Origin of the sequence: Novosphingobium sp. Chol11 (assembly GCF_900218065.1) — a bacterium.
Lineage (GTDB): Bacteria > Pseudomonadota > Alphaproteobacteria > Sphingomonadales > Sphingomonadaceae > Sphingobium > Sphingobium agri.
Genome location: NZ_OBMU01000001.1, coordinates 2,184,593 through 2,211,099 on the forward strand (window position 1 = coordinate 2,184,593; position 26,507 = coordinate 2,211,099).

The 26,507-nt window shown below is 60.8% G+C and carries 18 protein-coding genes, 1 tRNA gene and 1 pseudogene; 10 read left to right on the top strand and 10 right to left on the bottom strand.

What is annotated here, in order from left to right; genetic code table 11:
• Positions 1 to 108 precede the first annotated feature (108 nt).
• The 5 genes from NCHOL11_RS10865 to NCHOL11_RS10885 all read right to left on the bottom strand — a co-directional run bounded on the left by NCHOL11_RS10865 (position 109) and on the right by NCHOL11_RS10885 (position 6,977).
• Positions 109 to 2,694: a TonB-dependent receptor gene (locus NCHOL11_RS10865; protein WP_097092319.1), complete on the bottom strand. Its 2,586-nt coding sequence runs from the start codon at positions 2,692 to 2,694 to the stop codon at positions 109 to 111.
• 270 nt (positions 2,695 to 2,964) lie between these two features.
• Positions 2,965 to 3,411: a nuclear transport factor 2 family protein gene (locus tag NCHOL11_RS10870; protein WP_097092320.1), complete on the bottom strand. Its 447-nt coding sequence runs from the start codon at positions 3,409 to 3,411 to the stop codon at positions 2,965 to 2,967.
• Positions 3,408 to 4,472, bottom strand: coding sequence for a hypothetical protein (locus tag NCHOL11_RS10875; RefSeq protein ID WP_097092321.1), 1,065 nt, complete (start codon positions 4,470 to 4,472; stop codon positions 3,408 to 3,410). The genes NCHOL11_RS10870 and NCHOL11_RS10875 overlap by 4 nt, the downstream gene beginning before the upstream one ends.
• Positions 4,469 to 6,229 (bottom strand): N-acyl-D-amino-acid deacylase family protein, encoded by a 1,761-nt coding sequence (locus tag NCHOL11_RS10880; RefSeq protein ID WP_097092891.1) that lies wholly within the window; start codon positions 6,227 to 6,229, stop codon positions 4,469 to 4,471. Before NCHOL11_RS10880 ends, NCHOL11_RS10875 begins: the two co-directional genes overlap by 4 nt.
• Positions 6,216 to 6,977: a TetR/AcrR family transcriptional regulator gene (locus tag NCHOL11_RS10885; protein ID WP_217991066.1), complete on the bottom strand. Its 762-nt coding sequence runs from the start codon at positions 6,975 to 6,977 to the stop codon at positions 6,216 to 6,218. The genes NCHOL11_RS10880 and NCHOL11_RS10885 overlap by 14 nt, the downstream gene beginning before the upstream one ends.
• A 1,003-nt stretch (positions 6,978 to 7,980) precedes the next feature.
• Between NCHOL11_RS10885 and NCHOL11_RS10895 the strand changes: the two genes are divergently transcribed.
• The 6 genes and pseudogenes from NCHOL11_RS10895 to NCHOL11_RS10920 all read left to right on the top strand — a co-directional run bounded on the left by NCHOL11_RS10895 (position 7,981) and on the right by NCHOL11_RS10920 (position 16,576).
• Positions 7,981 to 9,051, top strand: a complete 1,071-nt coding sequence (locus NCHOL11_RS10895) for a hypothetical protein (protein ID WP_097092323.1) — start codon at positions 7,981 to 7,983, stop codon at positions 9,049 to 9,051.
• A gap of 33 nt (positions 9,052 to 9,084) precedes the next feature.
• On the top strand, positions 9,085 to 11,031 hold the full coding sequence (locus NCHOL11_RS10900; RefSeq protein WP_255254772.1) for a flavin-containing monooxygenase: 1,947 nt from the start codon (positions 9,085 to 9,087) through the stop codon (positions 11,029 to 11,031).
• Between the two features lie 104 nt (positions 11,032 to 11,135).
• Complete coding sequence (locus NCHOL11_RS10905; RefSeq protein ID WP_097092324.1) at positions 11,136 to 12,443, top strand: MFS transporter; 1,308 nt, start codon at positions 11,136 to 11,138, stop codon at positions 12,441 to 12,443.
• 180 nt (positions 12,444 to 12,623) lie between these two features.
• Positions 12,624 to 13,080 (top strand): annotated as a pseudogene (locus NCHOL11_RS18870) (hypothetical protein).
• A gap of 408 nt (positions 13,081 to 13,488) precedes the next feature.
• Positions 13,489 to 15,234, top strand: a complete 1,746-nt coding sequence (locus tag NCHOL11_RS10915) for a type I secretion system permease/ATPase (RefSeq protein WP_097092325.1) — start codon at positions 13,489 to 13,491, stop codon at positions 15,232 to 15,234.
• Between the two features lies 1 nt (position 15,235).
• Positions 15,236 to 16,576, top strand: coding sequence for an HlyD family type I secretion periplasmic adaptor subunit (locus tag NCHOL11_RS10920; RefSeq protein ID WP_097092326.1), 1,341 nt, complete (start codon positions 15,236 to 15,238; stop codon positions 16,574 to 16,576).
• A 68-nt stretch (positions 16,577 to 16,644) separates the two neighbouring features.
• On the opposite strand, the gene NCHOL11_RS10925 is transcribed toward NCHOL11_RS10920, so the two are convergent.
• The gene (locus NCHOL11_RS10925) at positions 16,645 to 17,496 is read right to left on the bottom strand and encodes an SDR family NAD(P)-dependent oxidoreductase (RefSeq protein ID WP_097092327.1); all 852 of its coding nucleotides are present in this window, start codon (positions 17,494 to 17,496) and stop codon (positions 16,645 to 16,647) included.
• A gap of 309 nt (positions 17,497 to 17,805) precedes the next feature.
• On the opposite strand from NCHOL11_RS10925, the gene NCHOL11_RS10930 reads away from it, so the two are divergent.
• Together NCHOL11_RS10930 and NCHOL11_RS10935 are read left to right on the top strand one after the other, a co-directional pair.
• On the top strand, positions 17,806 to 19,110 hold the full coding sequence (locus NCHOL11_RS10930) for an NtaA/DmoA family FMN-dependent monooxygenase (protein ID WP_097092328.1): 1,305 nt from the start codon (positions 17,806 to 17,808) through the stop codon (positions 19,108 to 19,110).
• Between the two features lie 266 nt (positions 19,111 to 19,376).
• Positions 19,377 to 19,823, top strand: a complete 447-nt coding sequence (locus NCHOL11_RS10935; RefSeq protein WP_097092893.1) for a nuclear transport factor 2 family protein — start codon at positions 19,377 to 19,379, stop codon at positions 19,821 to 19,823.
• Positions 19,824 to 19,829: 6 nt separating this feature from the next.
• Here the strand turns inward: NCHOL11_RS10935 and NCHOL11_RS10940 are convergent, their stop codons facing one another.
• From NCHOL11_RS10940 to NCHOL11_RS10955, 4 genes are all read right to left on the bottom strand, one after another.
• On the bottom strand, positions 19,830 to 21,698 hold the full coding sequence (locus NCHOL11_RS10940; protein WP_097092329.1) for an ABC-F family ATP-binding cassette domain-containing protein: 1,869 nt from the start codon (positions 21,696 to 21,698) through the stop codon (positions 19,830 to 19,832).
• Positions 21,699 to 21,988: 290 nt separating this feature from the next.
• On the bottom strand, positions 21,989 to 24,268 hold the full coding sequence (gene bglX / locus NCHOL11_RS10945; RefSeq protein WP_097092330.1) for a beta-glucosidase BglX: 2,280 nt from the start codon (positions 24,266 to 24,268) through the stop codon (positions 21,989 to 21,991).
• Positions 24,269 to 24,338: 70 nt separating this feature from the next.
• Positions 24,339 to 24,659: a DMT family transporter gene (locus NCHOL11_RS10950; protein WP_097092331.1), complete on the bottom strand. Its 321-nt coding sequence runs from the start codon at positions 24,657 to 24,659 to the stop codon at positions 24,339 to 24,341.
• A gap of 112 nt (positions 24,660 to 24,771) precedes the next feature.
• Positions 24,772 to 24,858: transfer RNA gene (locus NCHOL11_RS10955), tRNA-Tyr, on the bottom strand.
• Between the two features lie 106 nt (positions 24,859 to 24,964).
• Here NCHOL11_RS10955 and NCHOL11_RS10960 point away from each other — a divergent pair.
• Positions 24,965 to 25,705 carry a TrmH family RNA methyltransferase gene (locus NCHOL11_RS10960; protein ID WP_097092894.1) on the top strand — a complete coding sequence of 247 codons (741 nt, stop codon included), beginning with the start codon at positions 24,965 to 24,967 and terminating at the stop codon, positions 25,703 to 25,705.
• A 49-nt stretch (positions 25,706 to 25,754) separates the two neighbouring features.
• Positions 25,755 to 26,489 carry a hypothetical protein gene (locus tag NCHOL11_RS10965; protein ID WP_097092332.1) on the top strand — a complete coding sequence of 245 codons (735 nt, stop codon included), beginning with the start codon at positions 25,755 to 25,757 and terminating at the stop codon, positions 26,487 to 26,489.
• Positions 26,490 to 26,507 lie beyond the last annotated feature (18 nt).

The window sequence follows — 26,507 nt, forward strand, 5'->3', positions numbered from 1 at the left end:
AAAAGGATTACCCCTGCAATCTCCTCGAACTCCGCCAGTCGGGACGCGAATTTCATTCAACGCAGAATTATGCGCCTCCGATAGGTGCAGGGCAGACCTCCTAGGGCCTCAGCGTCCCCAGCTATAGCGCAGTTTCACGCCGAACATCCTGGGTTCACCGTACAGCGTGCTCTGGACGAAACTGCTAGAGGACACGTTGTTGGAGCTCACCCGATACAGCTTGTTCGTGAGGTTGGTGCCGAAGATGGCTAGATCAACGCCGGTTCGACCAACGTTTCTCCAGTTTAGCGAGGCGTTCAGGAGCCCATAGCCTTCAAGAGCGCCGCCAGGCTCGGTGGGACGGGGAGCCGTCCATTGCGAGCTCACATGCGCATAGCTCGCATACAGGCTCATCTCGCCCATATCTTCCGGAAGCGGCAGATCAATTGTCGCATTGATATTATATATCCAGGGCGTCAGAAACTGGAACCGGGAACAGGATAGATCCAGACTGCCTCCCGCTGGAACCACGCCGTTGCAGCCTACGCCGCCGAGCGGAGCTGGAACTTCATATTGCTTGTAGTCCCCGTCCGCATGGCTAACTGTGGCGCCGATCGCGATAGCCTCAGTAGGCCGTATGGAACTCTCGATCTCAAAGCCCTGGATAGTAGCGGTTGCCGCATATACCGCCGCACCTGCGCGGGGAAGATCGATGTCGCCGGCTGAGCGCTGAATATTCTTGTAGTCGGAATAATAATAGGTCGCATTGAAGCGAAGGGGGACGCCACCAAGGCGCCAATCCGATTTCAAACCTGCTTCGTAGGATGTGAGCGTTTCCGGCTGGAACGTCGTGGTCGACGGCCTGATCGAAAAGCTATTGAAGCCGCCCGACTTATAGCCCCGATTAACCTTCGCGTAGAGCATCAGGTTCGATATCGGCTTGTAGTCGAGTCCAATGGTCCAGGTTCCCGCGCTGCTTTTAAGTGTCGCGTCGAACCTGCACAGGTCAAAGCCGTCGGTGGTATTCACATAGCGTTGAAGCGCGGGGGTGCCGAACAGGCACTGGATGTCGTCCAGGTCGGTGTCCGGATCTGAAATCGGGTTGGTTGCAGATATCGCGGTCGGGGCGTCGCTGATCGCCCAGGAACTGCTGAAGCCCTTGATCTTGTCCCAAGTATAGCGATAGCCTGCCGTCAGCCGCAGATTGGCAAGACTGGGTGACACTATGCCGAGATCCAGCGTGCCCTGACCGTATAACGCCTTCGAGCGGGTGCTGATGCCCGAATAGCCGTCCGATGGAATGCAACCCGCGGTCAGCTGCCCGGTGAAGGCCGCCGGGCAGTTGTTTACAGTCCTGGAGCGCCAAAGCTCAACGGGCCTGCTGTCGAAGAAGAAGCCGCCCACGGAAAAGTTGAGGTGGTTGTTAAGGGCAGTACCTTGCAATTGCAGTTCCTCTGTTAACTGCTTCACATGGTCGCGCGGTAGCCCGAATTCTCCCGTGCCATTGAGATAAACATTGCCTGGCGTCCCAGGCAGCCCGAATTCATCCCCGAATCCGGCGATGGGAAAGTCAGGCAGCGCGGCATCCTGGGACTGCTGATACTGCTGGAGCGGCGTACCATCGGCGTCATTCCCGTAATCCACCCTGAGCTTCTGAAAGCTGACGATGTTGCGGAGAGTTAGCGTATCGCTGAGTTCATACGCGGTATTGTTGATCACGCCCCATGTGTCGATGTCACTGAAAGAGTCTGCGGACAGGCGCGTGCGACGCGGCCCGATCTGCTGGGCGATCTCGGTCTGCCTCGCATATACAGCGCATGAAGCAACGGTCGGTGTCGGCGTCCCGTTGGTGCAGAGACCTCGTCCCACCAATCCGGCGAGGTTGAAGGCCGTGTGGATCTGCCCCGATCCATTAGTCGACGATTTGCTGCCATAGGCCATGAAATAATTTTCAAGGCGCTCGTTCAGCTTGAACAAAATGCCAATCCGGCCTGTATAATAGTGGACATCGTCGCGCCATTTATTCCAGACGATATCCTTTGTGAAACCTCGCCGGTCCCGGAACGCGCCCGCGACCCGCACCATCAGTTTGTCGTCGACGATGGGCAGGTTTATCGCACCTTCAATGGCCCGCAACTCGTAGTTGCCGAGGCTGCCTTCGACATATCCGTTGAAATCATTGGTCGGCCTGCGAGCCTGAAACAGAACCGCGCCGCCTGTCGTGTTGCGGCCGAACAAAGTGCCTTGCGGCCCTGATAGCACCTGAATATTTTCAAGGTCGATAAACATCCCCGGCCCGCCTTGCTGCGGGAGGCTGATGATGGAGGGCAAGGGAACTTCGTTCAAATATTGGACAACAGCGGGCGACGCCAGGAAGCTCGCCGCCTGACCACGGATGGTATAGGTCTGCGATTCACGGGTTGCCGTTCCGGCGTTGCCGACGACCAGCGAGGGAACCTTTCCATAAAGGTCCTGCGGCTGGGCCATGTTCAGCCTTTCCATCGCGTCCGGCGAAAAGGCGGTGACCACCACCGGAACATCCTGAGAGCGCTCCTCGCGGCGCTGCGCTGTCACGATGATGTCGGAAACATTCAGGCGGGCGTCGCTATCCGCTTGCTCTACACCCGCGGCATTTTGTGCCACCGCTGGGCCAGCAGACACAGCACTGAGCGCTACCCCGCAAAAGAGTGCCGCGACATCGCGAGTCTTGACCATCACTGTCCTCCCCTTTTCGCCACCATACCACCGTTGTGGTTCGGCAATGCTATGGCGCTATAAAAGTGCGGACCGTCAAAAACAGGGCGATGTAGAAATTTCCGTCATTTTGGAATGGTGTTTCTGGCGGCGAGGAAAATGTTTCTGGAAAGAACGAAGATGATCCATTTCGTTCTGCCAGATGAATTCTATTGCAGACACGGCGCGGGGGCCGTCTTCCATTTTTATGGTAACTTCCCTTCAGTCACCTGGATGGGATATCTATATCCATCACCATTCGATCTTATACGCTTGGTCCGGCGTGAATCGCCGCCGCCGGATGCGCCATCCTTCGTCGGTCCGCACAAGCGTCGAGCGCATATGCCCGGTCGTTACGATCTTCGCTTCAAGCGGGACGCTGCCCGCATTGCAATTGACCAGATAATAGGCTGCTTCCGCTCCCTCTTCCGTCGCTTCGATCCGGAAGTTGAAGTAGAGATGACGGTTTTTGCCTGCAGTGACCTGAGCCGAATGCTGCGCATGCTCGATATGTCCAGCCACTCCTTCAACCAGGAAGTCATGGCTATCCGTCTGGGTCACGGCGTCTTTGGTGTAGATTGACGCAAACTCCTCCCAATGCTGGAAATCAGAGTTATAAGCAGAGCGCGCGATGACCTCCTGAATATCAAGGCGATCATCCGCGCTGAGAGCGGCTTGGCTGGCCGGCGCCATCATCATGCCGCTCTCTTCTGCCGAATGTCGAGCGGGGCTTGCGGATGATAGGTCGCAGGGCTTACGGCATAGGCCCTGGTCAAGGTGGCGATGAATGCCGGATCGGACATTGGGTCCGTAGGCATTTCGAAGGGTATCCGCTGTCGCCGCAGGTCATCAATAAGCATGCCCAGCGCCTGATCACAAGTCAGGTCGTCGGTGTGGTCGTAATAGCGCTTGAGGTCCGCCATGTCGCTGAAGACATGGGCGCTGTAGTGGAACAGGAAGCGCATCTCGTTTTCGGCATAGTTAGCAAGCACGCGATCCCCATCGACGACGTTCCAGCCACTTCCCCCGTCCGGTTGTAGCACAGATTGAAGCGTCGTCCCGCTCGGCAATTCCCGCTTGTCGCGCGGTCCGCAGGCTTCCCCGCGGTGATACATATGCTGATTGTCGGTGACGATACCAGAGTTCCAGAATGGAGCGGCGAAACGCTCAGGCGCCTGATCAGGACCGTTAGGCCAATAGGTGAAGCCGCCGTCGATGTCCGAGCGGTAGTAATAGGAGATGACCTGACCGGCCTTAACCTCCCAAGCGTCGAACAAGCCGGATTTGGCCATGACGCTGCCGAGCCACGCGGGCATGTTCGTAGGATCGAGTCCGCGCCAGCTACGCCCGTCGAAATGACCCGGATCATAGCCGCCAGACGGTCCTTGGATGTTGAACTGGAACAGATAGGGCGCGCCATATTTCGCCCCGTGCATGTCCTTCACAAGGTTGAGCAGCTTATGGCTGTAGAAAACCTCGTGGATTTCGTCATGATAGCTCAGGCCATTATTTCCGAAGAAGCCACGGAAGGCGAGTGACAGGAAATCGTCAAGCGTCGGCTTGGCGCCTTCGGAATCGGGACCGCGCGAAGAGACCGCAAGCAGCTCTTCGGCGGACTTGAAGTAGATGGCGGCAATCAACCGCCACGGGCCCTTCGTTTTCAACACATGGAACAGCCGCTCATTCTCCTCTTCGGTGAAGATGTCCTGGATCAATCGTGGAGGAACGACGGGGATCAGTGATTTAGGATGTGCGGTCATTGCATCGTCTCGTGAAGCATTTTAGCTTCGACATTGATGTTGGGGTTGCGCAGCAGCCGCCCCGGCAAAGCTCCGGTTGGCACGCCGTCACGATAGGTGACGATCCCGTTCTTGATCGTTGCGACATAGCCCTCTGCATCCTGAACCAGTCGACGTCCCCCGGCTGGGAGATCGCTAATCATATGGGGCGGTCGCAGCTTGAGGCGGTCCAGATCGATGATGTTGATATCGGCTTTCAATCCCGTCGTGATGAGCCCGCGGTCGAACAAACCGATCGCTTCTGCGTTGGTACGAGACAGTGCCCGCACCGCCTTGGCCAACGGAATGCGCGGACCTTGCGTGCGGTCACGCGTCCAATAGGACAAAAGAAAACTCGTGTAGCTGGAATCGCAGATCATGCCGTAATGCGCGCCGCCATCCCCCAGGGAGATGAGCGCATTTTCATGCTCCATCATCTTCCTGACAGGTTCAAGCGTACCGTCCACGAAGTTGGAAGCTGGCAGCAGGAACAGGGCGTTTCCATCCTGCTCCAGCATCATGTCATAGGCAAGCTCATGGACGGACACACCCTTTGCGGCCGCCAATGCGGAAAGCTTGCTGGAAGGTGCGGGCTCATAATTGGGCGGATCGCCGAGCGGAAACAACTCGGGCGTTTGCGCCATGAAGTAGAGATAGGTGCTGTGGCTATGTTCGGGCTTTTCCGAAAGCAACTGCGCGCGCATGGCCGGTTTCCGCAGGGCCGCGACACGATCAGCAAGAGGCAGATGCTCAATGGCCCGATACGAGGGGTGAAAGCGGAACGGATGAAAGGACGCATCCAGTCCGAACAAAACTCCCACGCCGCGCGGAAAAACTTGGGCCTTGATGGGCAAGCCTTCGGCCGCGACCTCCGATAGCAGGGCAAGCGTCTTGTCGAGATTGTCAGGGAACTGGTTGGTGTTGAGGAGCGTGAATGACAATGGACGCCCGCCTGATTCCGCGACCAGACGGCGAAGAAGATCCATCTCCTTGACCGGATCCTTGCCCTCGTGGGCGCCCGGCAGCAACTGGAACACGCCGGCACCCGCCTCGCGCAGGCCCCGTGCCAAGGCAAGCAACTCCTTCTCTTCAGCCGTCACAGTCGGCGCCAATTCTCCGTCAGCGCCTCGATGCCCCATGCTGCGGGACGTGCTGACGCCGAACGCGCCGGCACGTACGCCCTCAGCCACCAGCCGGGTCATTTCCACCAACTCAGCGTCGGTTGCCGGCTCGCGCTCGACGCCGCGCTTCCCCATCACATGGATGCGAACGGGTGCATGGGGCACCTGCGTTGCGAAATCCACATCGGCCACGCGGGAGCTGAGAAAGTCCAGATATTCGGGGAAGCTCTCCCACTGCCAAGGCACGCCTTCGGCCATCACGACCTGGGGGATATCCTCGACTCCCTCCATGACATTGAGCAATTCCTGCCGATCTTCTGGACGGCAGGGCGCAAATCCTACGCCGCAATTACCCATCAAGACTGTCGTCGATCCATGTTGGGAAGACGGAACCAGGCGTTCTGACCAAGTTACCTGACCATCATAATGCGTATGGATGTCGATGAAACCCGGCGTAACGATCTTGCCGTTGGCATCGATCTCTTCTGTTCCTGATCCCTGCACATCGCCAACAATAGAAATGATGTTTCCATCGATCGCAACGTCAGCCTGGAACGGTTCGCCGCCCGACCCATCGTAAATCGATCCGCCGCGGATCACGAGATCATGCATCGTCATCATCCTCATCCTTATGCGCGGACTCGCCGCTGCTTCTTTGTTCAACAATACGCGCGAGGGAGGCCGCATTCGCCAGTCGAGGCTTGAGCGGGTAGTTTTCATCCGCCAGGTCGGCCAAGTCTTCCACGATCTTGCGAAAGCCAAATTCGAGCAGTTCGTCCCGGTCAAGGTCGCAGAAATCGAGCCAAAGCTCCGTCGCTAGACGCCGTCCGTCCGCATCGAGTTGGTCGATATGGGCCAAGGCCTCCGCCCTCCGCCGCTCCGGCGATGAAAGCTGAGACGAGATAAAACCGAAGGAGATATTCGTGAACCAACTCATCGCAAAGGCAAGAGCTGGCCCTTTCAACCCCTGCTGCTTCAATAAGACTGCTATTGGAAACCAACGGCGGAGCCAGCCAGTCGAAACATGATCATTCCATTTAATCAGTGCCAAAGCTTCGGGATTTTGATCGAAATGCCGAACCATAGCCCAAAGCCAAGCATGAATATTTCCTTTCCAGTCCAAGCTAAAATCCGGCATTTCAAAGCGACTGAAAACATCTTCAGACAACGCGTTGAGTAGGTCGTCGCGACTGGGAAAATATGTGTAAAGCGACATCACCCCGACCGAGAGGGCCTTTGCCAGCTTAGGCATCGAAAAATCACGTATGCCACCCTTTGCAACCATCTGGGAGGCAGCCTCCATGATCGCGGCAGAGGAAAGGCGCGGCTTGCGACCGCGACGTGAAACCAGATCCTCCAACCGCACACCCTCTTCTATTTCCCGTAATGATTACGATAATAGGAAAGCCGCGGCTGGTCAACACAGATTGCTTGTCGACAAGGTTCGAGCGCTGCGATTTGTAGGGCAGCAGACAAGCTCGCTACCGACCGCGATTCCCGCCTTAGATCATCTAGAGCAGAATCTGATCACTCCGGCTCATATCGGCAGTGAAGTAGTTCGCGCGTTCTTCAGGGGTAGAGTTGATATCCCGCTCGCCGAATTCGGTCGCGAGGAACGGCAGGCGAGCCTGCGGATTGATACCCGTTCGTTAACATACGAAGATCCTGTCCGCGACCATCGAATGGCCCAGGTATTGTACGCGAGGACCAGCTTTTCCTCGCAAATGCTTGCAACCCCGCGCGGCGCACGACGTCGGTGGGCAGCCAGGTGATCTATTCCGGTATGTAACGGCTATCGCCTCGCTCATGCCAGACCAGACCGGAGCGCGCGTCCTGTGATCTACGGGCGCCTCCGCGCGTTCGGGATCCGCCAACTCGAAGTTACTCCGCGCTTGCCTGCCGAGATAAGCGCCATCGAGATAGATATCGATCGGCTGTCGATCGTCAGTAGAGGTTCGGCCGTCCCGATGCCGCGAATGAAAGGCTGAATGCCCCCATGGTGCTGAATGCCTCGGTCATCGACAAGTTGGGAACGAGTCGCGCTGCATATATTTAAAGCTGTCAAAAATTGCGTCTCAGCGGCCTCTCAGATCCTGGTCATTGGTCGTAGGGCTCTTCATTGCCAGATTGGGACCCACATCTGAATCCACCCATCGAACGGAACGGCGGCCCGTTCGGAAGCCGGATTATTAATTGAACAACCGGTCGGAAAATAATTGAAGCCGTGGACGACCCAAGATATTCTCTCCATCAGATGCGATGTGCCGCATGGCAGAGGCAGCGTTGGTGAGCCACTCGTCAGAGACCATAGCATTAAGGCAGAGCCGAGCAAACATCGGCCAGACCCGGAACTGAGAGAGGATGATTTGATGACCGGCAACACCCCCTTCGTGATTCGCCCCATCGCGGAACCGCAGATCATCGACAATGTGTATAGCCACGATCAGGTGGAGCGGATGTTCGGCGTCATCCGCCAGCACGGCCCGTGGAAAATGGTTCTGGCCCAGCATTTCAAATCGGCCGAGGAAGTGGTGGCGACGATGTCGGGATCCATGCCGGAAGGTACCGAACCAAGCTTCGACATGTTCTTGACACCAAACTTCCGTGGATTTTTCGGGCAGAACGGCCTCTCACATTATCAGGAACTGGACGACATATTCTACAGCGTCGACCATCTCGCCCGAGTGCGGTCCTACTGGAATGCTGAATTTGCTTCGCCTGAATCAATGAACTTCATCGTCCAGGGCTCGTCGCGCAATCTTGATCCAGCGCATCTCGATGGTACCAGCTTCCGCGGTGTCGATGGACGTAACTCGCCTGTTTGGTTGCTGAACACCATGGGGAAATCAGGGCTGTTCCAGCGTTGGATGATGAAGAAGGCGCAGGTCATAAGCTGGTTTTACCAGGGAAAAATCGGCGGAGGCTTTACCTATTGGCCAGAAGGCCCCCAAGGCGCGCCCAAGCGCCTTGCTATGCCCGCGTGGAACCGTGGGGTCGTGACGCAGAACGAGATGATGTACCACCGGGGTGAAGCTTGCGGTCCAATGGACAAGCGGATGCCAGATGGGCTCGCCTTTCAGTCGCTCTGGTCGGCTGATCCCGATAGAGCCGATGGTTGGCAGATCACCACCGACGGAAAGGTGATCGAGCGCGTGGCCCCGGAAGAAGTTCGTCTAATGGTCCACTGGACCGCCCAGATCTACAAGGACAAGCAAGAACGCGATCTTGTCTTTGGACATAGCGACGATCTTACGCACGACCAGGTGTTCGAGATGTTCGTCGCCGACTTGCGGGCACGCGGCTTAACCTTCCGGATGCCCAGCGATCCGCTGACGGACCGTGATTTTATCCGCCTCCTGACCTCGACCTATGATTGCGGCCGCCCGGCAATCTATCCAATCGAAGCGCCCGGCCCGCACCAGGAGCAGATCGCCGCCTGAGACCCACCCGACATTCTTCCAAGAGGCAGGCCAATGAACATGAGAACGCAAACTTCGGCTCATACGCTGGGTGACGACAACAGAACCCTGCCGATGGTGGACAGCCCAGAGCTGCGCGCGGCACTCGAGGCGGCGAATCTTCAGACGTTGCTGATGGTATATGTTCACCTGACGCATGATGAATCCATGCTGGAAACCTTCAAGGTTCATATCCATCCGCCCTACACCAACCCCGATTACCAGATCCCGCAGGACTGCATCGAAGATCTGAGAGAAAAGCTGCTCCATGTGCTGACGACGCCTGGCGCAGCACGCCCCGAAGACCCGCCGCTCGCCCTCATGAAGAAGATGATGAGCGTCGGCGTGGGCGAACCGGTGGAGGATGAGTTCATCCCCATGGTGATGGAACAGGCGGGCTTCCAGCGGACTGCCCCTCGCAAGAACAGGCCGGACCGTACAGCCCCGCCTGCCGATTTCAAGGTGCTGGTTATCGGCGCGGGCCTCACGGGCCTGCTCGCCAGCATTGAGCTGGCACGTGCCGGATATGACCATGTCGTTATCGAAAAGAACGAAGAAGTCGGCGGCACCTGGTGGAAGAACCGCTACCCCGGCGTGGGTGTCGATACGCCCAGCCATTTCTATTCCTATTCCTTCGAGATCAGTCCGGAATGGAACCACTACCATCCCCATGGCGCAGATATGCGCGAATATTTCCGCAGCGTGGCGGACAAATATGATCTTCGCCGCAACATCCGGTTCCAGACGATGGTGCATAGCCTGGAGTTTGATGAAAAGGACGCCGTCTGGATTGTCACGGTCGAAAATCTGAAGTCGGGTGAGCGCGAAGTCATCCGGGCTAATGCGGTCTTCAACGCCTTCGGCACTGCCGACCGCTGGAGCCTCCCCGACATCAAGGGCATCGACAGCTACAAGGGCATCATCACCCATTCAGCGGGTTATGACGAGCACATCAATCTGAAGGGCAAGCGGGTCGCCGTCATCGGCACCGGCGCCAGTTCGGCTCAGATCGTGGCCACCATCGCCAGCGAAGTCAGCGAACTCACGGTCTTCATGCGCACCAGACACTGGATGATCAACAATCCGGAGGTGACCAAAGAGGTGCCGGAAGCGGTCAAATGGGCGCTGCGCCACATTCCCCATTACAAGGAATGGTTCCGGTTCCGCGTCTTCTGGTTTGCCGCCGACGGGCTTTATCCGAATGTGGTCAAAGACCCAAATTATCCCGAAGATGGCATTGCTGTGTCAGCGCTCAATGAAGGGATGCGGCAATATGCGCTGTCCCATATGCGCCACAAACTGGCCGGGCGGCCTGACCTCATGGAGAAGCTGACGCCTGACTTCCCGATTTTTTCCAAGCGTATCGTCATGGACGCTGGCTGGTATGACGCGCTGGTCATGCCACATGTGACGCTGGAGGACAGCGGGATCACGGAAATCACGCAATCCGGCATCCGCACAGCCAGTGGCAAAGAATATGAGGTGGACGTCATCATCTGCGCCACCGGCTTCCGCCACCGCAAGCTGGTAAAGGACCTCAAGATCACGGGGCGCAGTGGGCATGACCTGGCGGTAGATTGGGCCGATGAGGAAGAGCGCGCCTATATGGGCACCACCATACCTGGTTACCCCAATTATTTTATGTCGGTAGGCCCGAATGCAGGCCCGAACCATGCCGGCGGCCTCAACATCGTCAGCGAGGCGCAGGTTCATTATATGATCGAATGTCTGGATCATATGATCGCCAGCGGCGCGCGCACAATCGAACCGACGCAGGACGCCTTCGCCCGCCACAATCGTCGCATCGACGAGCGGATGAAGCATATGATCTGGACCCACCCTAAATCGAAAAGCTATTATCAAAATAGCAAGGGGCGGCCCGTGGGACCCTGGCCCTTCCGCCTGGTCGATATGTGGAATGAAATGCGCGGGCCGGTAAGGGAAGATTATCGCGTCGAGTAGCGACGCCTTCCCCGCCACTTCAGGGTTGCCGCCCGGAAGCGGCGGCCTTATCCATCTGCCCGCAACGTGCGGTTTTCGAAACGGGCTTCTCAAAGGAAGATCCGATGCACGCAATCGCCGAAAGCACCACGGGTCGGCCGTCTCATAGTCGGTCCTACGCCTTCTACATGCTCGTCCTCCTGTTGCTTGCCAGCACGCTCAGCAATGCGGACCGTCATGTGCTCTCGGTGCTGTTGCCGTCGATCAAGGCGGATTTCGGGCTCAGCAATTCCATGCTGGGACTGATTGCCGGACCGGTTTTCATCGTGCCCTATGTGCTCTTCACCATGCCGCTCGCCCGGCTTGCCGACCGCTGGTCGCGGCGGTCGGTGCTTGCGGGCGCCGTGTTCGTGTGGAGTGTAGCGGCGGCCGCCTGCGGCATGGCAGTACAGACATGGCAGCTTGTCTCCGCCCGGCTTGTCGTCGGCATGGGGGAAGCAGGCGGCGGACCGGCATCGCAGTCGCTGGTAGCGACATTGTTCGACAAGCGGCGTAATCTGGCGATGGGCGTCCTCGCGTCGGGCATATACTGCGGCATCGTCGTTGGCCTGACCGGCGGCGCGGCGATCGCGGAGGCTGCGGGCTGGCGTATGGCGTTCCTGGCTCTTGCGGCTCCGGGCCTGCCGCTCGCGCTTCTCATATGGTGGACCGGGCCCACGCGGCTGCGCAAGGTCGCCGCCGCTGCTCCTGCGGGGCCCAAAGCGGTGGGGGTCTTTGCGCGATGCATCCGAATACGTTCCCTCATTCTACTGGCGCTCGGCATGGGGACATTTAATATCTACGGCTATGGCGCTGCGACCTGGATGCCTTCTTATTTCGTCGCATCGCACGGCATGTCCATGATCGAGGCTGGCGCATGGATGGGCGTGGGCGCCGCATGCGGCGGCGTTGTCGGCAGCATCGCCAGCGGCGCGATCGTTGAGACGCTGATCCCCTGTCACAAAAGTTGGCAGCTACGGATACCTGCCCTTGGGCTTCTTCTGTCCTGGCCGCTGTCTCTGATCGTTTTCACCCTCCCCGGCGGCACTGCCTTGCACATCGGCAGCTATCCCGTTCCAGCGGTCGCGCTGCTTTCGATCGTCACCAGCTTTCTCACCTCTTTGTGGATGGGGCCTTCCTACGCCGCGCTGGCACGACTGGTACCCGCTGACCTGCGCGCGCAGACCATCGGTCTATTGGCCGTCGTCATCAACATCATGGGCAGCCTGTTCGGGCCGCCGATCGCGGGATTGGTTAGCGATCTGCTAGCCGCGCGGTTCGGATTGGAATCGCTTCGCTACAGCCTCTTGACGATGAGCGGCCTGATCCTCATCGGTGGGCTCACTGTATGGCGGGCGGCCAGTCATTATGGAGTGGAAGTCGTTGAGAACTGATGCGGTCACCTTCACCATCAGGGAACAAGCGTTCAGCGGTCTTCCGGTCGCGCGGTGGAGCACAGCGGCCGCAGCATAGCCCTGCGCCTGGGCGCGATCACCGCATCCGGGCCCTGATGGCCGCCATGGGCTTTGTCAGAGGAAAATAGCCGGCTGGTCGAGCAGCTGCTACAGCATGGCTTGAGACGCTCCAAGCCTGATAATCCGTTCCGATATCAACTCCTCGCCGGAGATCATGCGGCTGGCGGTGATGATGTACGTGCTTCCTGCTGAGCCTGCGGAACGTGGAGGATCTGCTCTTCGTACGTGGCATCAACATCAGCCATGAGATGGGTGCACTCTTGGTGGAACCGGTTCGGGCCGCTGTTCTCAGGCGACATTCGCCGATAGCGGATCAGCCGCGTGCCTGGATTTCACCACTCGCGCTGGCACCTCGGTGAAATGTACGTGAAAGCCCTTCCGAAGACGGGAACGGGCGACGCTGCGGTTCAGACCAATCAGAGCGCTACAGGAATTCGCGTCCGTTCACGCCAACGTCCACAACCACTTTTCAGTGGAACGTCACATTATCGACCGACAGACTCACAAGGAGAGACGCTCGGCTGCACTGGCCGAGTGGCAGTCTCTCATGAACTGATCGCCTGCCCTGCCTGATCGACTTGCATCGTGTGGAGAGCGGTTCGCCTTTGTCTGACAGCACCGCCAGCCCCCGGAAGATTTCGCTAAAGCAGATAGGCCTGGGCCGCACGTGCGGCCTGATCCATATTTTGTCACGCTTCACCTCAGCGGCATTGTGCTGAGCCTGGGATGGCCTGCATATTGGTCATTTAAGGGGCGGTTCTTGCGCGCTTTCCGCGCGGCATATCTGCGTAAATGTAGTAAGCAGCCGTAAGGCATTTGGTACTAGGGTAAGGCTGAGCTCGCGGGGGCGAGTGCGGCGGCGGTGAGCTGGGCATGGCGGGGAGTACGGCGGGATCTGCCCGATCATGTCTAACTGGCCTAGTTCTTCTATTCGGAAACACGCTGAGAGGGTGTGAAAGTGTTCATGTCGGGCGGGGGGCGTGACGGTGAGTTGTGGGACGCCGTCCGTAACTATAAGAAAGTGTTCATCATTGTCCTGTGCGTCAGTGCCATACTGAACGTGCTGCTGCTTGGCGGCTCCTTGTACATGATGATGGTGTATGATTCGGTTCTGCCGAGCCGATCCATCCCGACATTGGCCGGTCTCGCGATCCTGGTGATGATCGTCTACGCCTTCCAGGGCTTCTTCGAGAATATGCGGGCCGGGATGCTGGCCGATGTCGCCAATGCCGTTGAGCAGCAGCTGTCCGGCAGGGTGCAGAGCGCGATTTCGCAAATGGCGCTTGCCGGTCAGAAGTTGCCGGGCGACGGGCTGGGGCCGATGCGCGATCTTGAAAATGTGCGCGCCTTTTTGTCGAGCGGCGCTGTCGCGATGATCGATTTGCCCTGGATACTCTTCTTCCTGGGCGTGTTGTTCGCGCTCCATATGTGGCTGGGCGTAACGACGCTGATCGGAGCGGCCGTGCTGTTTTCGCTGACGCTGATCACCAATCGCGTCATGAAGCAGCCCGCCGAGCAGCTTTCGCAGCTGTCGGCTTACCGCAATGGGGCAGCCGAAACGAATCTGCGTCATGTCGAGCTTTTGACGGCCCTTGGCATGCGGGATCGCATGCAGCAGCGCTGGGCCCAGTTGAACAGCGCCTATGGAGCCGCACAGAACAAGCTGACACGTTCCGGCGCGGCATTGGGCGGACTCAGCAAAATGCTGCGGCTTGCGCTCCAGTCGCTCATCCTGACGGTAGGCGCATTACTGGTGCTGGATGACAAGGCAAGCGGCGGGGTGATCTTCGCCTCCTCGATCCTGTCCGCGCGCGCATTGGCGCCGGTCGATCAGGCGATCGCAAATTGGAAGGGATTCATCAGCGCGCGCGTCGGGTGGCTTACGCTGACAGCGATGCTGAAGCGTGTACCTGCGCCGCAGCCAGTGTCGCTGCGTCTGCCCAGGCCCGACCGGAAGCTGGAGGTGGAAAAGCTGGTCGTTTTCCCGCCGGGCAGTCGCCAGTTGACCGTCAGTGGCGTCTCATTCCAGCTGAACGCGGGCGATGCCTGCGCGGTGGTCGGCCCGAGCGGCGCGGGCAAGTCTTCGCTCGGCCGCGCGCTGATCGGCGCCTGGCGCCCCGCCAAGGGGACCATCCGCTTCGATGGCGCGTCGATCGGCCAATGGGATGCCGAGCATTTCGGCGAATGGGTGGGCTACCTGCCGCAATCGGTCGAGCTTCTGGATGGCACAATCGCAGAAAATATCGCGCGCTTCGATCCGGCCGCGACGTCGGAGGCGATCTTGGCGGCGGCCAAGGCGGCGGCTGTCCACGACCTGATCACGCGTCTTCCGCAGGGATATGAGACCCGCGTTGGGGTGGATGGCGAAGCGCTCTCGGGCGGACAGCGCCAGCGCATCGGCCTTGCGCGTGCGCTCTATGGCGATCCATTCTTCGTGCTCTTGGACGAACCCAATTCCAACCTCGACAGCGAAGGCGAAGCCGCGCTGGCCGCCGCCATTGCATCGGTACGCGAGCGCGGCGGCATCCTGGTCGTGGTTTCCCACAGAGCCGATATATTAGGCCGGGTCAGCCACATCCTGTTGATGCGTAACGGCCGAATGGAAACATTCGGTCCGGCCGCCGAAATCATGGCGCGCTTGCGGCAGAAGCCTAAGCTGCGCCAGGAAAATGTCGTGGCGATGCAGGGCGCCAGTGCGGGAAAGCCATAGGATGACGACCAATCTCCCCGCCGGGCTCATGGCCCTGGATCAACCCGCGATCCCATATGATCCGGCTGAACATGTTCAGAAGAAGGTGAAGGCCGTCCTGATCGCCATTGCAGTGCTCGTGCTGGGCTTCGGCATGGCGGCCATGCTGATCCCCATCGGCGGCGCGGTCATAGCGTCAGGGCATATAGGGCTCGCGTCGCACATCAAGAAGATCGCGCATCCGGCGGGGGGCGTGATCGAGGACATCTTGGTCGACAACGGCACCCATGTCCAAAAGGGACAGGTGCTGATGCGGTTCGACGATCGCGTGACTGGAGCGGATGCGCAATATTCGAGCCTCAGCGTCGATCAAATGCTGGCGCAGCGCGCCCGGCTGGAAGCGGAACGGCTGGGCGCAAGCACCATCACCTTCCCCAAGGAACTGGCGCCGGGCGATGCTGCTGCGCGGCAAGCCATGGCTGACGAGACCAAGCTGTTCCAGATCAGGCAGGCCGAGCAAGCTGGCACAGCGGCCCAGCTACAGGCGCGCATCCGCCAGCATCGGCAGCAGATAAGCGGTTATCAGGCGCAGATCCGCGCGCTGGAGCAGCAGGCCGTGCTGATCGAACCGGAACGCAAGGGCGTAAGGCAGCTGTGGGACAAGGGCCTTGTCACGATCAGCAGATTGAACCAGCTGGAACGCACCGCCGTCGACCTGCAGGGTAGCGTGGGTGCCTTGCGCGCCAGCATCGCCCAGACCGAGGCGCGCATCACCGAAGCGCAGGAGCAGATGATCCAGCTTGGCGCAACCCGGCGCTCGCAGGCAGGCACGGACCTGGCGCAATTGAACGCCGCGCTGAACCAGCAGCAGATGCGCAGCGTGTCGGCCATGGACGCGCAGGACCGCAGCGTGGTGCGCGCGCCCTATGGCGGCGTGGTCGACAAGCTCGCCTTCAACACGATCGGCGGGGTTGTGAAACCAGCCGAAGTCATCATGGAAATCGTGCCGGACAGCGATCAGCCTCTGGTCGAAGGAGCGGTCTCCCCTGCTGACATCGATCATGTCCATGTCGGCCAAGCCGCGCGCATCCGCTTCACCGCCTTCAACAATGCAGCGTCGCCGGAAATTCGGGGCAAGGTGACCTTCGTAGCGGCCGACCGGGCCACCGACCCGCAAGGACAGGTGAGCTTCTACCCCGTGCGGGTCGAGATAGACGAGGCGCAATTGAAGAAATATCCCGAGCTGAAGCTGAAGCCCGGCATGCCTGCGGAGCTGTTCATCGAAACCGGAAACCGGACGATGATCTCTTACCTCACGAAACCGCTACGGGATCAGTTCGCAAGGGCATTCCGGGACGAGTGAGCAGCAGCCCAAGGTTTCGGCCGCGCATCATAGATGGCAGAGGCTGACGATTTGAGGCAACTGTCAGATCAGATGCCGGTGGCCGGGAAGCGTGGAACGATGCCATTATCTTCAAAGAAGGTAGAGGCTTGGTGCAGCGTGGGTCCGGAATAAGCTGGCGCGTCGGGCGAAGCAATCATCCAGGCGACCGTGCGCCCAGTGTCGGCGGGGGTGTAAGACGGCAGTCCGCCGCCAAAGCCCTTGGCGGCTTCGCCATATTGCGCAGTCATGGCTTCGGTGATGGTGAGGCCGGGCTGTATGTGGAAGCTCGCAATTCCCTGATCCCGATATTCCAGGTCGACAAACTCCGCGAGTTTGCTGAATGCTGCTTTCCCCGCGGCGTACAACATGCCCCAACCGCCCTCGCTGAGTTTTCGTTCGCACAGCATGCTGCCCGCGCCGCTGGTGATGAAGACGATCCGGCCGCCGCCTTGCTTCAGCATGGGGTCCAGCACCCGTTGCGTGATGTGCATTTGACTGACCATCAGCCCGCGCATGGCCGTCTCCGCGACGTCCGCATCGATCGCGGAAATGGGCCACATGATGGCGGGAGATTGAAAGATCGCGTTATTGAAAAGCCCGTCGATCCTGCCCCATTTGGCGAGGACGGCATCTACCGCAGCATCGATGGATGCTCGGTCCAATATATCCATCTGTATGCCCAGCGCCTCGCCGCCCGCGGCCTCTACCTCGCGCACGGTTGCTTCGATGCTGCCGGGCACGGTGATAGCCTCCGAACCGCTGGGGCTCGCCAGCCGCCCCTCCCCCTCGCGCAAGGTGCGGCCGGTCACCGCGACGGCAAAGCCGCTCCTTGCTAGTTCAAGTGCGGCCGCCTTGCCAATGCCGCGAGTGGCACCGGTCACCATTGCAACCTTACGCATGGCCAAAGCTCCTGATGATCGTAGGGGGGGCAGATTTTGCCCGTCGTTGTTCCTGCAAATCGGTGCCCTGGCAAGCCAAAGCAGGACCAGCCGACGCGCGAGCAATTTACCCGAACCTTTTTTGTAACGCTGTCGAACCGAAACGCTTCTGCCACTTGACAAAGGTTGATCATTGTCAACTATTAGGGGCAGGTGGGCCGGCAGTCGCGCGCTTCCCGGACGCGGCTTTGAAGGAGAAGCTGCCGGAGTCGCGGCTACATCGCACCATTGAGACGCAATGAGAGAAACCTTTAGAGAGAGTATCAGGCTATGGCCCACACGAAATTCCACCTTGGCTATTTCACCAAGTTCGGCGCCACCTCATGGCCGGGCGACGGCAAGGAATTCGGCTCGCAATGGGCGGATGGGTCCTACCATAAAGAACTGGCCAAGATGCTGGAGGCCGCGAAGTTCGACTTCGTCTTCTTCGAGGACAGCCTGATCGTCGGCGATCGTTACGCCAACTCCATGGAACTCGACCTCAAGAACGCGACGCTTTCACCCAAGCTCGATCCGCTACCGCTGCTGCCTCTGATGGCGCAGGATACGTCGCACATCGGCCTGATCGCGACGGCTTCAACCACTTTCTACCCGCCCTACCTGCTCGCCCGGCTGCTTTCTACGATCGACTCCCTGACCAAAGGACGCGCCGGGTGGAACATGGTCACGTCCAGCGAGCGGAATGCCGCCATGAACTTTGGCATGGACAAGCTTCTGCCGCCCAACGAGCGCTATGACATTGCCGATGAATTTGTCGAATTGTGCAAGAAACTGTGGGATAGCTGGGAAGAAGGCGCGCTGGTCGCGGATACTGAGACAGGCGTCTATGTCGACCACAACAAGGTTCACACCGTCAATTTCGAGGGCAAGCATTTCCGTTCGCGCGGTCCGCTGAACACGCTGCGATCGCCGCAGGGCTATCCCGTCCTCGCGCAAGCGGGCGCTTCCGAACGCGGAAAGCAGTTTTCATCGAAGAACGCCGAAGTCGTGCTGGGCATGATGACAGGCGGCGTTCCGGGTATGAAGGCATATCGTCAGGAAATCCGTGACCGCGCTGAAAAGCAGGGGCGCAATCCTGACGACATCAAGGTCTTCTTCCTGACGCCGGTGGAAATTTTCCCCGAAGGTGGAGAGCGGCCGGAAATGACCGAGGCCGAAAAGCAGTCGGCGTTCGAGCATAATATCGTAATGGCATCCTCTTCGCTAGACGTCGACTTCTCCCAATATGACGTGGATGCGCCGGTGCCGCAGGACATTACTGCTGGCGGCCACACCAGTGCCCTTGAATATATGAAGAAGGCGGGCCGCGAAGAGGGCAAGTCCCTGCGCGACCTGTTCTCCGCAGGCAAGGGTGCGAGCGGCATGGACTTCAGCGGCACCGTCGAGCAAGTTGCCGAAAAGATGATGGCGGTGATGGACGAAGTGGGCGGCGACGGCTTCCTGATCGAAGGCTCGGGCTACAACCGCCAGCTGCCAGACCTCGTCAACGGCGTCATCCCTGCCCTGCAGAGGGCAGGTGCGGTGCGCACCGAATATGAGGGCACGACGCTACGCGAGATCCTGCGCGAATTCTAAAGCGACTGGCGTGGCGCGGTACGCTGTTCCGCGCCGACGCTTCGAATTTTGGAGCTGGAGCGCGCCCGCACATGCCGGCGCGCTCCAGTTGTTTTTGGCATGTGCTGGTCCCAGCGGAAATCCCAGCCGCTGTCCATGTTACGAAGCAGCATGACGATTTTCACGACCTCATCTTTCGGGGAAAAGCCTTGCTTGGAACGCGGCACCCGCTGCTTTAGGGTTCTCGCAACCGGCCTGAAAGTCGTGGGCCGATGAGGGAGGAATGCGTGACTGAAACCGACAAGATCGTAGCGACCTTGGCGATATATGCCCTGAAAGCACGCTACTTCCGCTCCATGGACAACAAGGATTGGCCCGCCCTGGAGGCGGTCTTCGCGCCCGACCTAGTCGCAGATTTCCGCGACGCCGCAGGGGAACGCGACGAGAGCATGCTGATCCACGGCGCTGCGCCCTATGTGGCGCGCCTGGCGCCGATGCTGGAGAAGGTCACGACCGTGCACCACGGCCATATGCCCGAAATCCACATCGAAACGGACACGCAGGCCAGCGGCATCTGGGCGATGGAGGACAAGCTGTGGGTTCAGGAAGGTTCACCCCTGCCCTTCCGCTGGATGCATGGCTACGGCCATTATCATGAGCGCTATGTGCGGTTGTCCGATGGCTGGCGCATCAGCGAAATTCGCCTGACGCGCCTGCGCATCGACGCGGGCTGACGGCCCTTACAGTTCCTCCAGCGCCGCGCTGGCTTCAATCCAGCTTTCCTCGATCGCCTCCAGCTTCTTTTCGACCGAGGCGCGGCGCACCATGAGGTCGGTCGTCGTCATCTTCGCCTCGGCACCCGTCGCCGCCTTGGGATCGAACAGCGCCTGATCGATCCGGCTGCGTTCGGCGGAGAGCGTCGCCATCTCCTTTTCCGCCTTGCTGACCGCTGCCTTTAAGCTCTTCTGCTTTTCGCGCCACTCGGCTGCGTTGCGCTTTTCCGCCTTGCGATCCGCCTTTGGCGCATCCCCGCCGCTGCCGCCGCCATCGGCCTTGCGCAATATGATGTCGGTATAATCGTCCAGACTGCCGTCGAACGGCTGGGCCGTGCCGCCGTCCACCAGAACGAGGCGGTCGGCCACCAGTTCGATCATGTGGCGATCGTGGCTGACGATGACGACGGCGCCCGAATATTCATTGAGCGCCTGCACCAGCGCCTCGCGGCTGTCGACGTCGAGGTGGTTGGTCGGTTCGTCGAGGATCAGGAGGTGCGGCGCATCGCGCGTGATCAGCGCCAGCGCCAGCCGTGCGCGCTCGCCACCAGACATGGAGCCGACCTGCTGCGTCGCCCGCTCGCCGGAAAAGCCGAAACGGCCGAGCTGCGCGCGCACCGCGCCCGGCGTCGCGCCTTTCATCACGCGCGTCATGTGCTGGAGCGGCGTGTCGGCAATGTCGAGTTCCTCCACCTGATATTGGGTGAAATAGCCGACGTTCATCTTGGCCGAACTGTTCATCGACCCTTCCATCGGCGCGAGCTGCGCCGCGATCAGGCGCGCAAGCGTCGTCTTGCCGTTGCCGTTGCGGCCGAGCAGCGCCAGGCGGTCGTCAGGATCGATGCGCAGGTTCACCCGGCGCAGCACGGGCGTGTCGCCATAGCCCACCGCCGCCATGTCCATGGTGATGAGCGGCGGGCGCAGTTCGGGCGGGCTGGGAAAGGCGAAGGACAAGGTGGGGTCCTCGATCGCGGCGGCGATGGGCTGCATCCTTGCCAGCGCCTTGGCCCGCGATTGGGCTTGCTTGGCAGTGGAGGCACGGGCGGAGTTGCGGGCGATATAGTCCTGCAACTTCTCGCGCTCCGCCTGCTGCCGGGCGCGGGCCGCTTCCTGCTGCGCCAGCCGTTCGGCGCGCTGCCGCTCGAACGCGTCGTAGCCGCCCGGATAGAGCGTCACCTTGCCGCCTTCCAGATGCAGGATATGGTCGACGACATTGTTGAGCAGATCGCGCTCATGGCTGATCACGACCACGGTGCCGCGATAATTTTTGAGGAAGCTTTCCAGCCACATCGTCGCTTCAAGGTCGAGGTGGTTGCTCGGCTCGTCGAGGAGCAGCAGGTCGGGCTCGGAAAAAAGCAGCGCGGCGAGCGCGACACGCATTTTCCAGCCGCCCGAATAGCTGTCGAGCGGCCGCCCCTGCATTTCTTCGTCGAAGCCAAGGCCCACCAGAATACGCGCGGCGCGGGCAGGCGCGGTATAGGCGTCGATCGTCGTCAGCCGCTCATAGATATGGCCGAGCCGGTCCGGGTCCTGCGTGGTTTCGCTTTCCGCCATCAGGGCGGCGCGTTCCTTGTCGGCTTCAAGGACGGTTTCGAAGGGGGTCGCCGTCCCGGCGGGCGCTTCCTGCGCGATATAGCCAAGGCGCGTGTCGCGCGGCATGTCGCAGCCGCCATCGTCCGGATCGAGCTGCCCGATCATCACCTTCATCAGCGTGGACTTGCCAGCGCCATTGCGGCCGATCAGGCCGACGCGACTGCGCGGCGGCAGCGCGGCACTGGCGCGGTCGATGATGGTACGGCCACCCAGCCGCACGGTGATATCCCTGAGATTCAGCATGGGACGCCCTCTAGCAGAGCCGCGCGGAGTGGTGAAGGTGCAGGCGGGGAGTTTTGCAGTCACGCAAGACGTTGCGAAGTTCACACTGTTGTGGCCGACGCATTTGCGTGAGTACGGACGGGTGGCGTCGATTTCGCAATAGGAAAATTTTTGCGAAATGACGCCCCGGACCCATGGGGCGGGGAAGGTTCACGGTAGGAAAGAGCCAGTGGCATCATGCCATGGACCAGCCGCTGTAGGAAAGCGAGTTGGAGCGGCGCGCCTGTTCGGCCTTCGCGGAGATGACCGGCTTATCGGGCGGATGCGGGCGCAACTGCCTCCGCATAGAGGGTGAACTGGGCGTGGAGCCCACCCTCCGACGATTGCCCAAGCCACAGGTCGAACAGGCCGGGCTCCGCAATGATGCGATTGCCCGATCCGACAAATTGCAGGTCGGTGCGAGACAGGGAGAAGCGCACCGTCCTGCTCTCTCCGGGATCAAGCGTGACGCGTTCGATGCGCTTGAGTTCGCGCACCGGGCGGGTGCGGCTCGCCACGCGATCGCGGATGTAGAGTTGCACGACTTCGCTGCCCCGCCGGTCCCCCTTGTTCGTCAACCGGGCCGTCACCTCTATCGCCCGATCCCAGCGCAGGGCGGTGTCGGACAGCTTGAGATTCTCCAGCGCGAATCTTGTGTAGCTGAGGCCATGGCCGAAGGGATAGCGGGCGCTGTTGTCCGTGGTCATGTAGCGCGCGCGATATTCGGTGCGGTTGTCGATCACCGGGCGGCCGGTGGACTTGCGGTCGTAGAAGAAGGGCTCCTGTCCCGATTCCCACGGGAAGCTGACCGGCAGCTTGGCGGACGGATCGACCCGGCCGAACAGGATGTCGGCGATGGCATGGCCCGCTTCCGATCCCAGGAACCAGGTGGCGAGGACAGCCTGCGCACTCGCGACCGACCCGTGCAGCGCCAAAGCGCGGCCGTGGCGCAGCAGAATGACGACAGGCTTGCCGGTGGCAGCCACCGCGTCGGCCAGCATCTGTTGCGGCGGAGGCAATTCGATGACGGTGCGCGACTGCGCCTCGCCGGACATGTCCTGCGATTCGCCGAGCGCTAGCAGCACGATGTCCGCTGCCTTGACCGCCTCCACCGCTTGGGCGACCCCGCCGTCGATCAGCGCCATGATGTCGCATCCCTTGCCAATGCTGAGCAGGGCAGGATCGGGCATGGCTGCGCGCAGCCCGGCGGCGATGTCGACGCCCTTGCCCTTCTCCCCGTAAAATGCCCAGGGTCCGTAGAGATTGTCCCGATCCTCGCCAAAGGGGCCGATCAGCGCGATCTTCTGGCGCTTGGCGGGATCGAGCGGGAGGATGCCGCTGTTCTGGAGAAGAACGATCGACCGCCCGGCGGCTTCCCGCGCCAGGGCATGACGTGCGGGCGTGGCGATGCGGGTCCGCTCCGCCTCTTCGCTGATGGAGCGGTAAGGATTGTCGAACAGGCCGATCGCCATCTTCACATAGAGGATGCGGCGCACGGCAACGTCGATCGTCCCCATCGGCACCGCGCCGCTCTTCACCAGATCGGGCAAATGGCGGATGTAGAGGCCGCTTTGCATCGACATGTCGACGCCAGCCAGCACCGCCAGGCGCGCGGCATCGCGCTCATCCTCGGCAAAGCCATGCGCGATCAGTTCTTCGTCCGCCGTGTAGTCGGAGAAGACGAAGCCGCGAAACTTCATCTCGCCGCGCAGCAGGTCGGTCAGCAATTCCCGGTCGGCGGTGGCGGGAACGCCATTGATCTCGCTGAAGGCCGCCATGGTGGTAAGCGCGCCCGCCGCAAAGGCAGAGCCGAAGGGCGGCAGATGGGTTTCGCGCAGCGTCTCTTCGGAAATATCGACGCTGCCATATTCAAGGCCAGCCGCGACCGCGCCATAGGCGGCGAAATGCTTGGGACAAGCCAGAAGCGAATCGTCCCGGCGCAGGTCGCGCCCCTGAAATCCGCGCACGCGGGCAGCGGCGAACAGGCTACCAAGATAGACATCCTCCCCGGAGCCTTCGACAACACGGCCCCAGCGCTGGTCCCGCGCCACATCGACCATAGGCGCGAAGGTGAGGTGCAGCCCGGCCGCGCTTGCCTCCTGCGCCATGGCGCGCGCGGTGCGTTCGGCCAGCGCCGGGTCGAAGCTCGCGGCCTCGGCCAAGGGCACGGGAAAAATGGTCTTGAGCCCGTGGATGACATCACCCGCCAGCAGCAAGGGAATGCCAAGGCGGCTTTCCTTGACGGCTATCTCCTGCGCGCGGCGGGCGCCTGCCACGCCGATGCCGTTGAACAGACAGCCTACCCGGCCCTTGCGCACCTCTTCCGCCAGCCGCTTCTCATCCTGGATCCCGACCTGCGGATTGGGCGGGTTGTAGGGCCGAAAGCTGTCGGTAAGGCAGGTCATCTGCCCCGCCTTTTCCTCGACGGTCATCCGGGCGATCAGCGCGTCGACGCGTTCGACCTCCGTCGCGGCGAGCGCCCGGCCAGCAAATGGAAAGGCGAAGGAGCCGGATAGAGCGGCAGCCAGGAAGGCGCGACGATCGATGGTCATTGCACGGCAGCGTAACGGATGATTGGTGCGGGGCCAACGCCCCGCTCCGCCATATGGTGCCGCCGCGCGATCAGCCGGGGGCGAACAGCTTCGTCCCCATGACGCCAATGACGATCAGCGCCATGAAACCGGCCTGCACGGGTGCGATGCGGTCGCCGAACAGGATCATGCCGCCAATGATGACGCCGACGGCGCCAAGGCCGGTCCAGATCGCATAGGCGGTCCCGGCGGGCAGTCCCTTCATCGCCAGGGCAAGCAGGCCCATATTGAGGAAGCTCAAGGCGATCGGCACGGACGACGCCTGCCAGCTGCCGATGGTTGCCGCCCATTTGAGGCTGAGCGCCCAGCAGATTTCGGTGAATACAGCAATGCCAAGCACAAGCCACGCCATGACGAGCGGTCCTTCTTTTCAGACGGGCTCGAATGGGAAGCGCGCTGGCCGGAAACCCGAAAGAGGCGGCGCGCCGGAAGGGGACAGATACCCGAAGGCCAAAGCCAAAGGGTGGTGGACAGGGCTGGATTCGAACCAGCGTACGGGAAACCCGGGCAGATTTACAGTCTGCTGCCTTTAACCACTCGGCCACCTGTCCAGTGCCCTGACGCGGCAGGCAAAACTGCCTTTTACCGCGCTGGAGGCGCGCTCAATGGCGAATGGAGGCTTGCCTGTCAATGGCCGGATGTGAAAAGAGCGCTTCCATGAAAAAAGGACATCGCGGCGCTAAGCCCAAAGGCAACTTTCCCCGCTTCTACGGACGGCACGCCGTCATCGCGGCCCTGGCCAATCCCAACCGGGTGGTCCGGAAAATCTGGGGCACGCGCGACGCGCTGAACGCGCTCGACCTGCCGCCGGTGCTGCCCATCGTCTATGCCGATGTGGCTGACCTTGGCCGCATGGTGCCCTCCGATGCACCTCATCAGGGGATCGTCGCTGAAGTCGAGCCGCTGGATGATGTGTGGCTGGGCGACGCGCTGGAAGCGGGCGTGGACGACAAGCGGCCCGTGCTGGTTCTTGATCAGGTCACCGACCCGCACAATGTCGGTGCGATCCTGCGGTCGGCGGCGGCGTTCGATGCGCTTTGTATCGTGACGCAGGACAGGCATGCGCCGCCGGAGTCGGGTGTGTTGGCCCGGTCTGCATCAGGCGCGCTGGAAATCGTGCCGTGGGTGCGCGTGGTGAACCTCGCCCGCGCGCTCGATGAGATTGCCGAGGCGGGATATTGGCGCATCGGCCTGGATGGCGAAGCGGATACCATATTGGGCGAGGCGATCGGCGAATCGCGCGTCGCGCTGGTGCTCGGCGCGGAAGGCGAAGGGCTGCGTCACAACAGCATGGCCCATTGCGATATTTTGGCTAAACTGCCGATCAGCCCGCGCATGGAGAGCCTCAATGTCTCCAACGCGGCTGCCATCGCCCTGTACGCCGCCGCAAGCCGGTAGCAGGGCAAGGCTGCGCTGATGAGGCAGCGCAGGAAAGTTGGGGGACGACATGGCTGTTTTTCTTCGCGCCGCCAGCGCACTTGCCTGCTGCCTGATGCTGGGCGCCTGCCTGGTCACGCCGGGCAAGTTCGAATCCACCCTCGACATCCGCGCGGACCGGCAGTTCAGCTTCACCTATAAGGGTGAGATCATATCGTCCGACATGAAGGGGTTCGGCTCCTCCAGTGGGGATTCCATTGGCGATGGCGCCCCGGAAAAGAAGGATAGCGCCCTTCACAAGACGGCGATGCAGAAGGGCCGTGAAGAAGGATTTGGCGCAGGCGGAGCATCCGGCGACGAGGCGCAGATGCAGGCGATCGCCGCCGCCCTGTCCAAGGAGAAGGGATTTCGTTCCGCCCGCTATCTGGGCAATCACCGCTTCGAGATCGACTATGCGATCAGCGGGCGGCTGACCCACAGCTTCCTCTTCCCCTTCAACAGCGACGCCGAAATCGTCCTGCCCTTCGTGGCGGTCGAGCTGCGCGGCGGCGACAGGGTGCGGGTGAAGGCTCCGGGCTATTCCAACGGCTTCGACAAGAGCCGTGAGCCGATGGGGCAAAGCGGGCCTGGAGAGGATGCGGCAAAGGCGCTCGACGGCCACTTCACGCTGACCACCGACGCCGAAATCGTGAGCCAGAATCAGGAAGACGGCGCGCAGAGCATCGCAGGCGGCAGGCGGATCGTCTGGCGGATCACGCCGCTCACCAGCGAGGCGCCCATGGCGACGCTGCGCGTCAACCAGTGATGGGCGCCCGGATGAGAA

Coding starts and splice junctions, on each gene's coding strand:
- NCHOL11_RS10865 (WP_097092319.1), bottom strand. CDS start 2,694: ATGGTCAAGACTCGCGATGTCGCGGCACTCTTTTGCGGGGTAGCGCTC.
- NCHOL11_RS10870 (WP_097092320.1), bottom strand. CDS start 3,411: ATGATGATGGCGCCGGCCAGCCAAGCCGCTCTCAGCGCGGATGATCGC.
- NCHOL11_RS10875 (WP_097092321.1), bottom strand. CDS start 4,472: ATGACCGCACATCCTAAATCACTGATCCCCGTCGTTCCTCCACGATTG.
- NCHOL11_RS10880 (WP_097092891.1), bottom strand. CDS start 6,229: ATGACGATGCATGATCTCGTGATCCGCGGCGGATCGATTTACGATGGG.
- NCHOL11_RS10895 (WP_097092323.1), top strand. CDS start 7,981: ATGACCGGCAACACCCCCTTCGTGATTCGCCCCATCGCGGAACCGCAG.
- NCHOL11_RS10900 (WP_255254772.1), top strand. CDS start 9,085: ATGAACATGAGAACGCAAACTTCGGCTCATACGCTGGGTGACGACAAC.
- NCHOL11_RS10905 (WP_097092324.1), top strand. CDS start 11,136: ATGCACGCAATCGCCGAAAGCACCACGGGTCGGCCGTCTCATAGTCGG.
- NCHOL11_RS10915 (WP_097092325.1), top strand. CDS start 13,489: ATGTCGGGCGGGGGGCGTGACGGTGAGTTGTGGGACGCCGTCCGTAAC.
- NCHOL11_RS10920 (WP_097092326.1), top strand. CDS start 15,236: ATGACGACCAATCTCCCCGCCGGGCTCATGGCCCTGGATCAACCCGCG.
- NCHOL11_RS10925 (WP_097092327.1), bottom strand. CDS start 17,496: ATGCGTAAGGTTGCAATGGTGACCGGTGCCACTCGCGGCATTGGCAAG.
- NCHOL11_RS10930 (WP_097092328.1), top strand. CDS start 17,806: ATGGCCCACACGAAATTCCACCTTGGCTATTTCACCAAGTTCGGCGCC.
- NCHOL11_RS10940 (WP_097092329.1), bottom strand. CDS start 21,698: ATGCTGAATCTCAGGGATATCACCGTGCGGCTGGGTGGCCGTACCATC.
- bglX (WP_097092330.1), bottom strand. CDS start 24,268: ATGACCATCGATCGTCGCGCCTTCCTGGCTGCCGCTCTATCCGGCTCC.
- NCHOL11_RS10950 (WP_097092331.1), bottom strand. CDS start 24,659: ATGGCGTGGCTTGTGCTTGGCATTGCTGTATTCACCGAAATCTGCTGG.
- NCHOL11_RS10960 (WP_097092894.1), top strand. CDS start 24,965: ATGAAAAAAGGACATCGCGGCGCTAAGCCCAAAGGCAACTTTCCCCGC.
- NCHOL11_RS10965 (WP_097092332.1), top strand. CDS start 25,755: ATGGCTGTTTTTCTTCGCGCCGCCAGCGCACTTGCCTGCTGCCTGATG.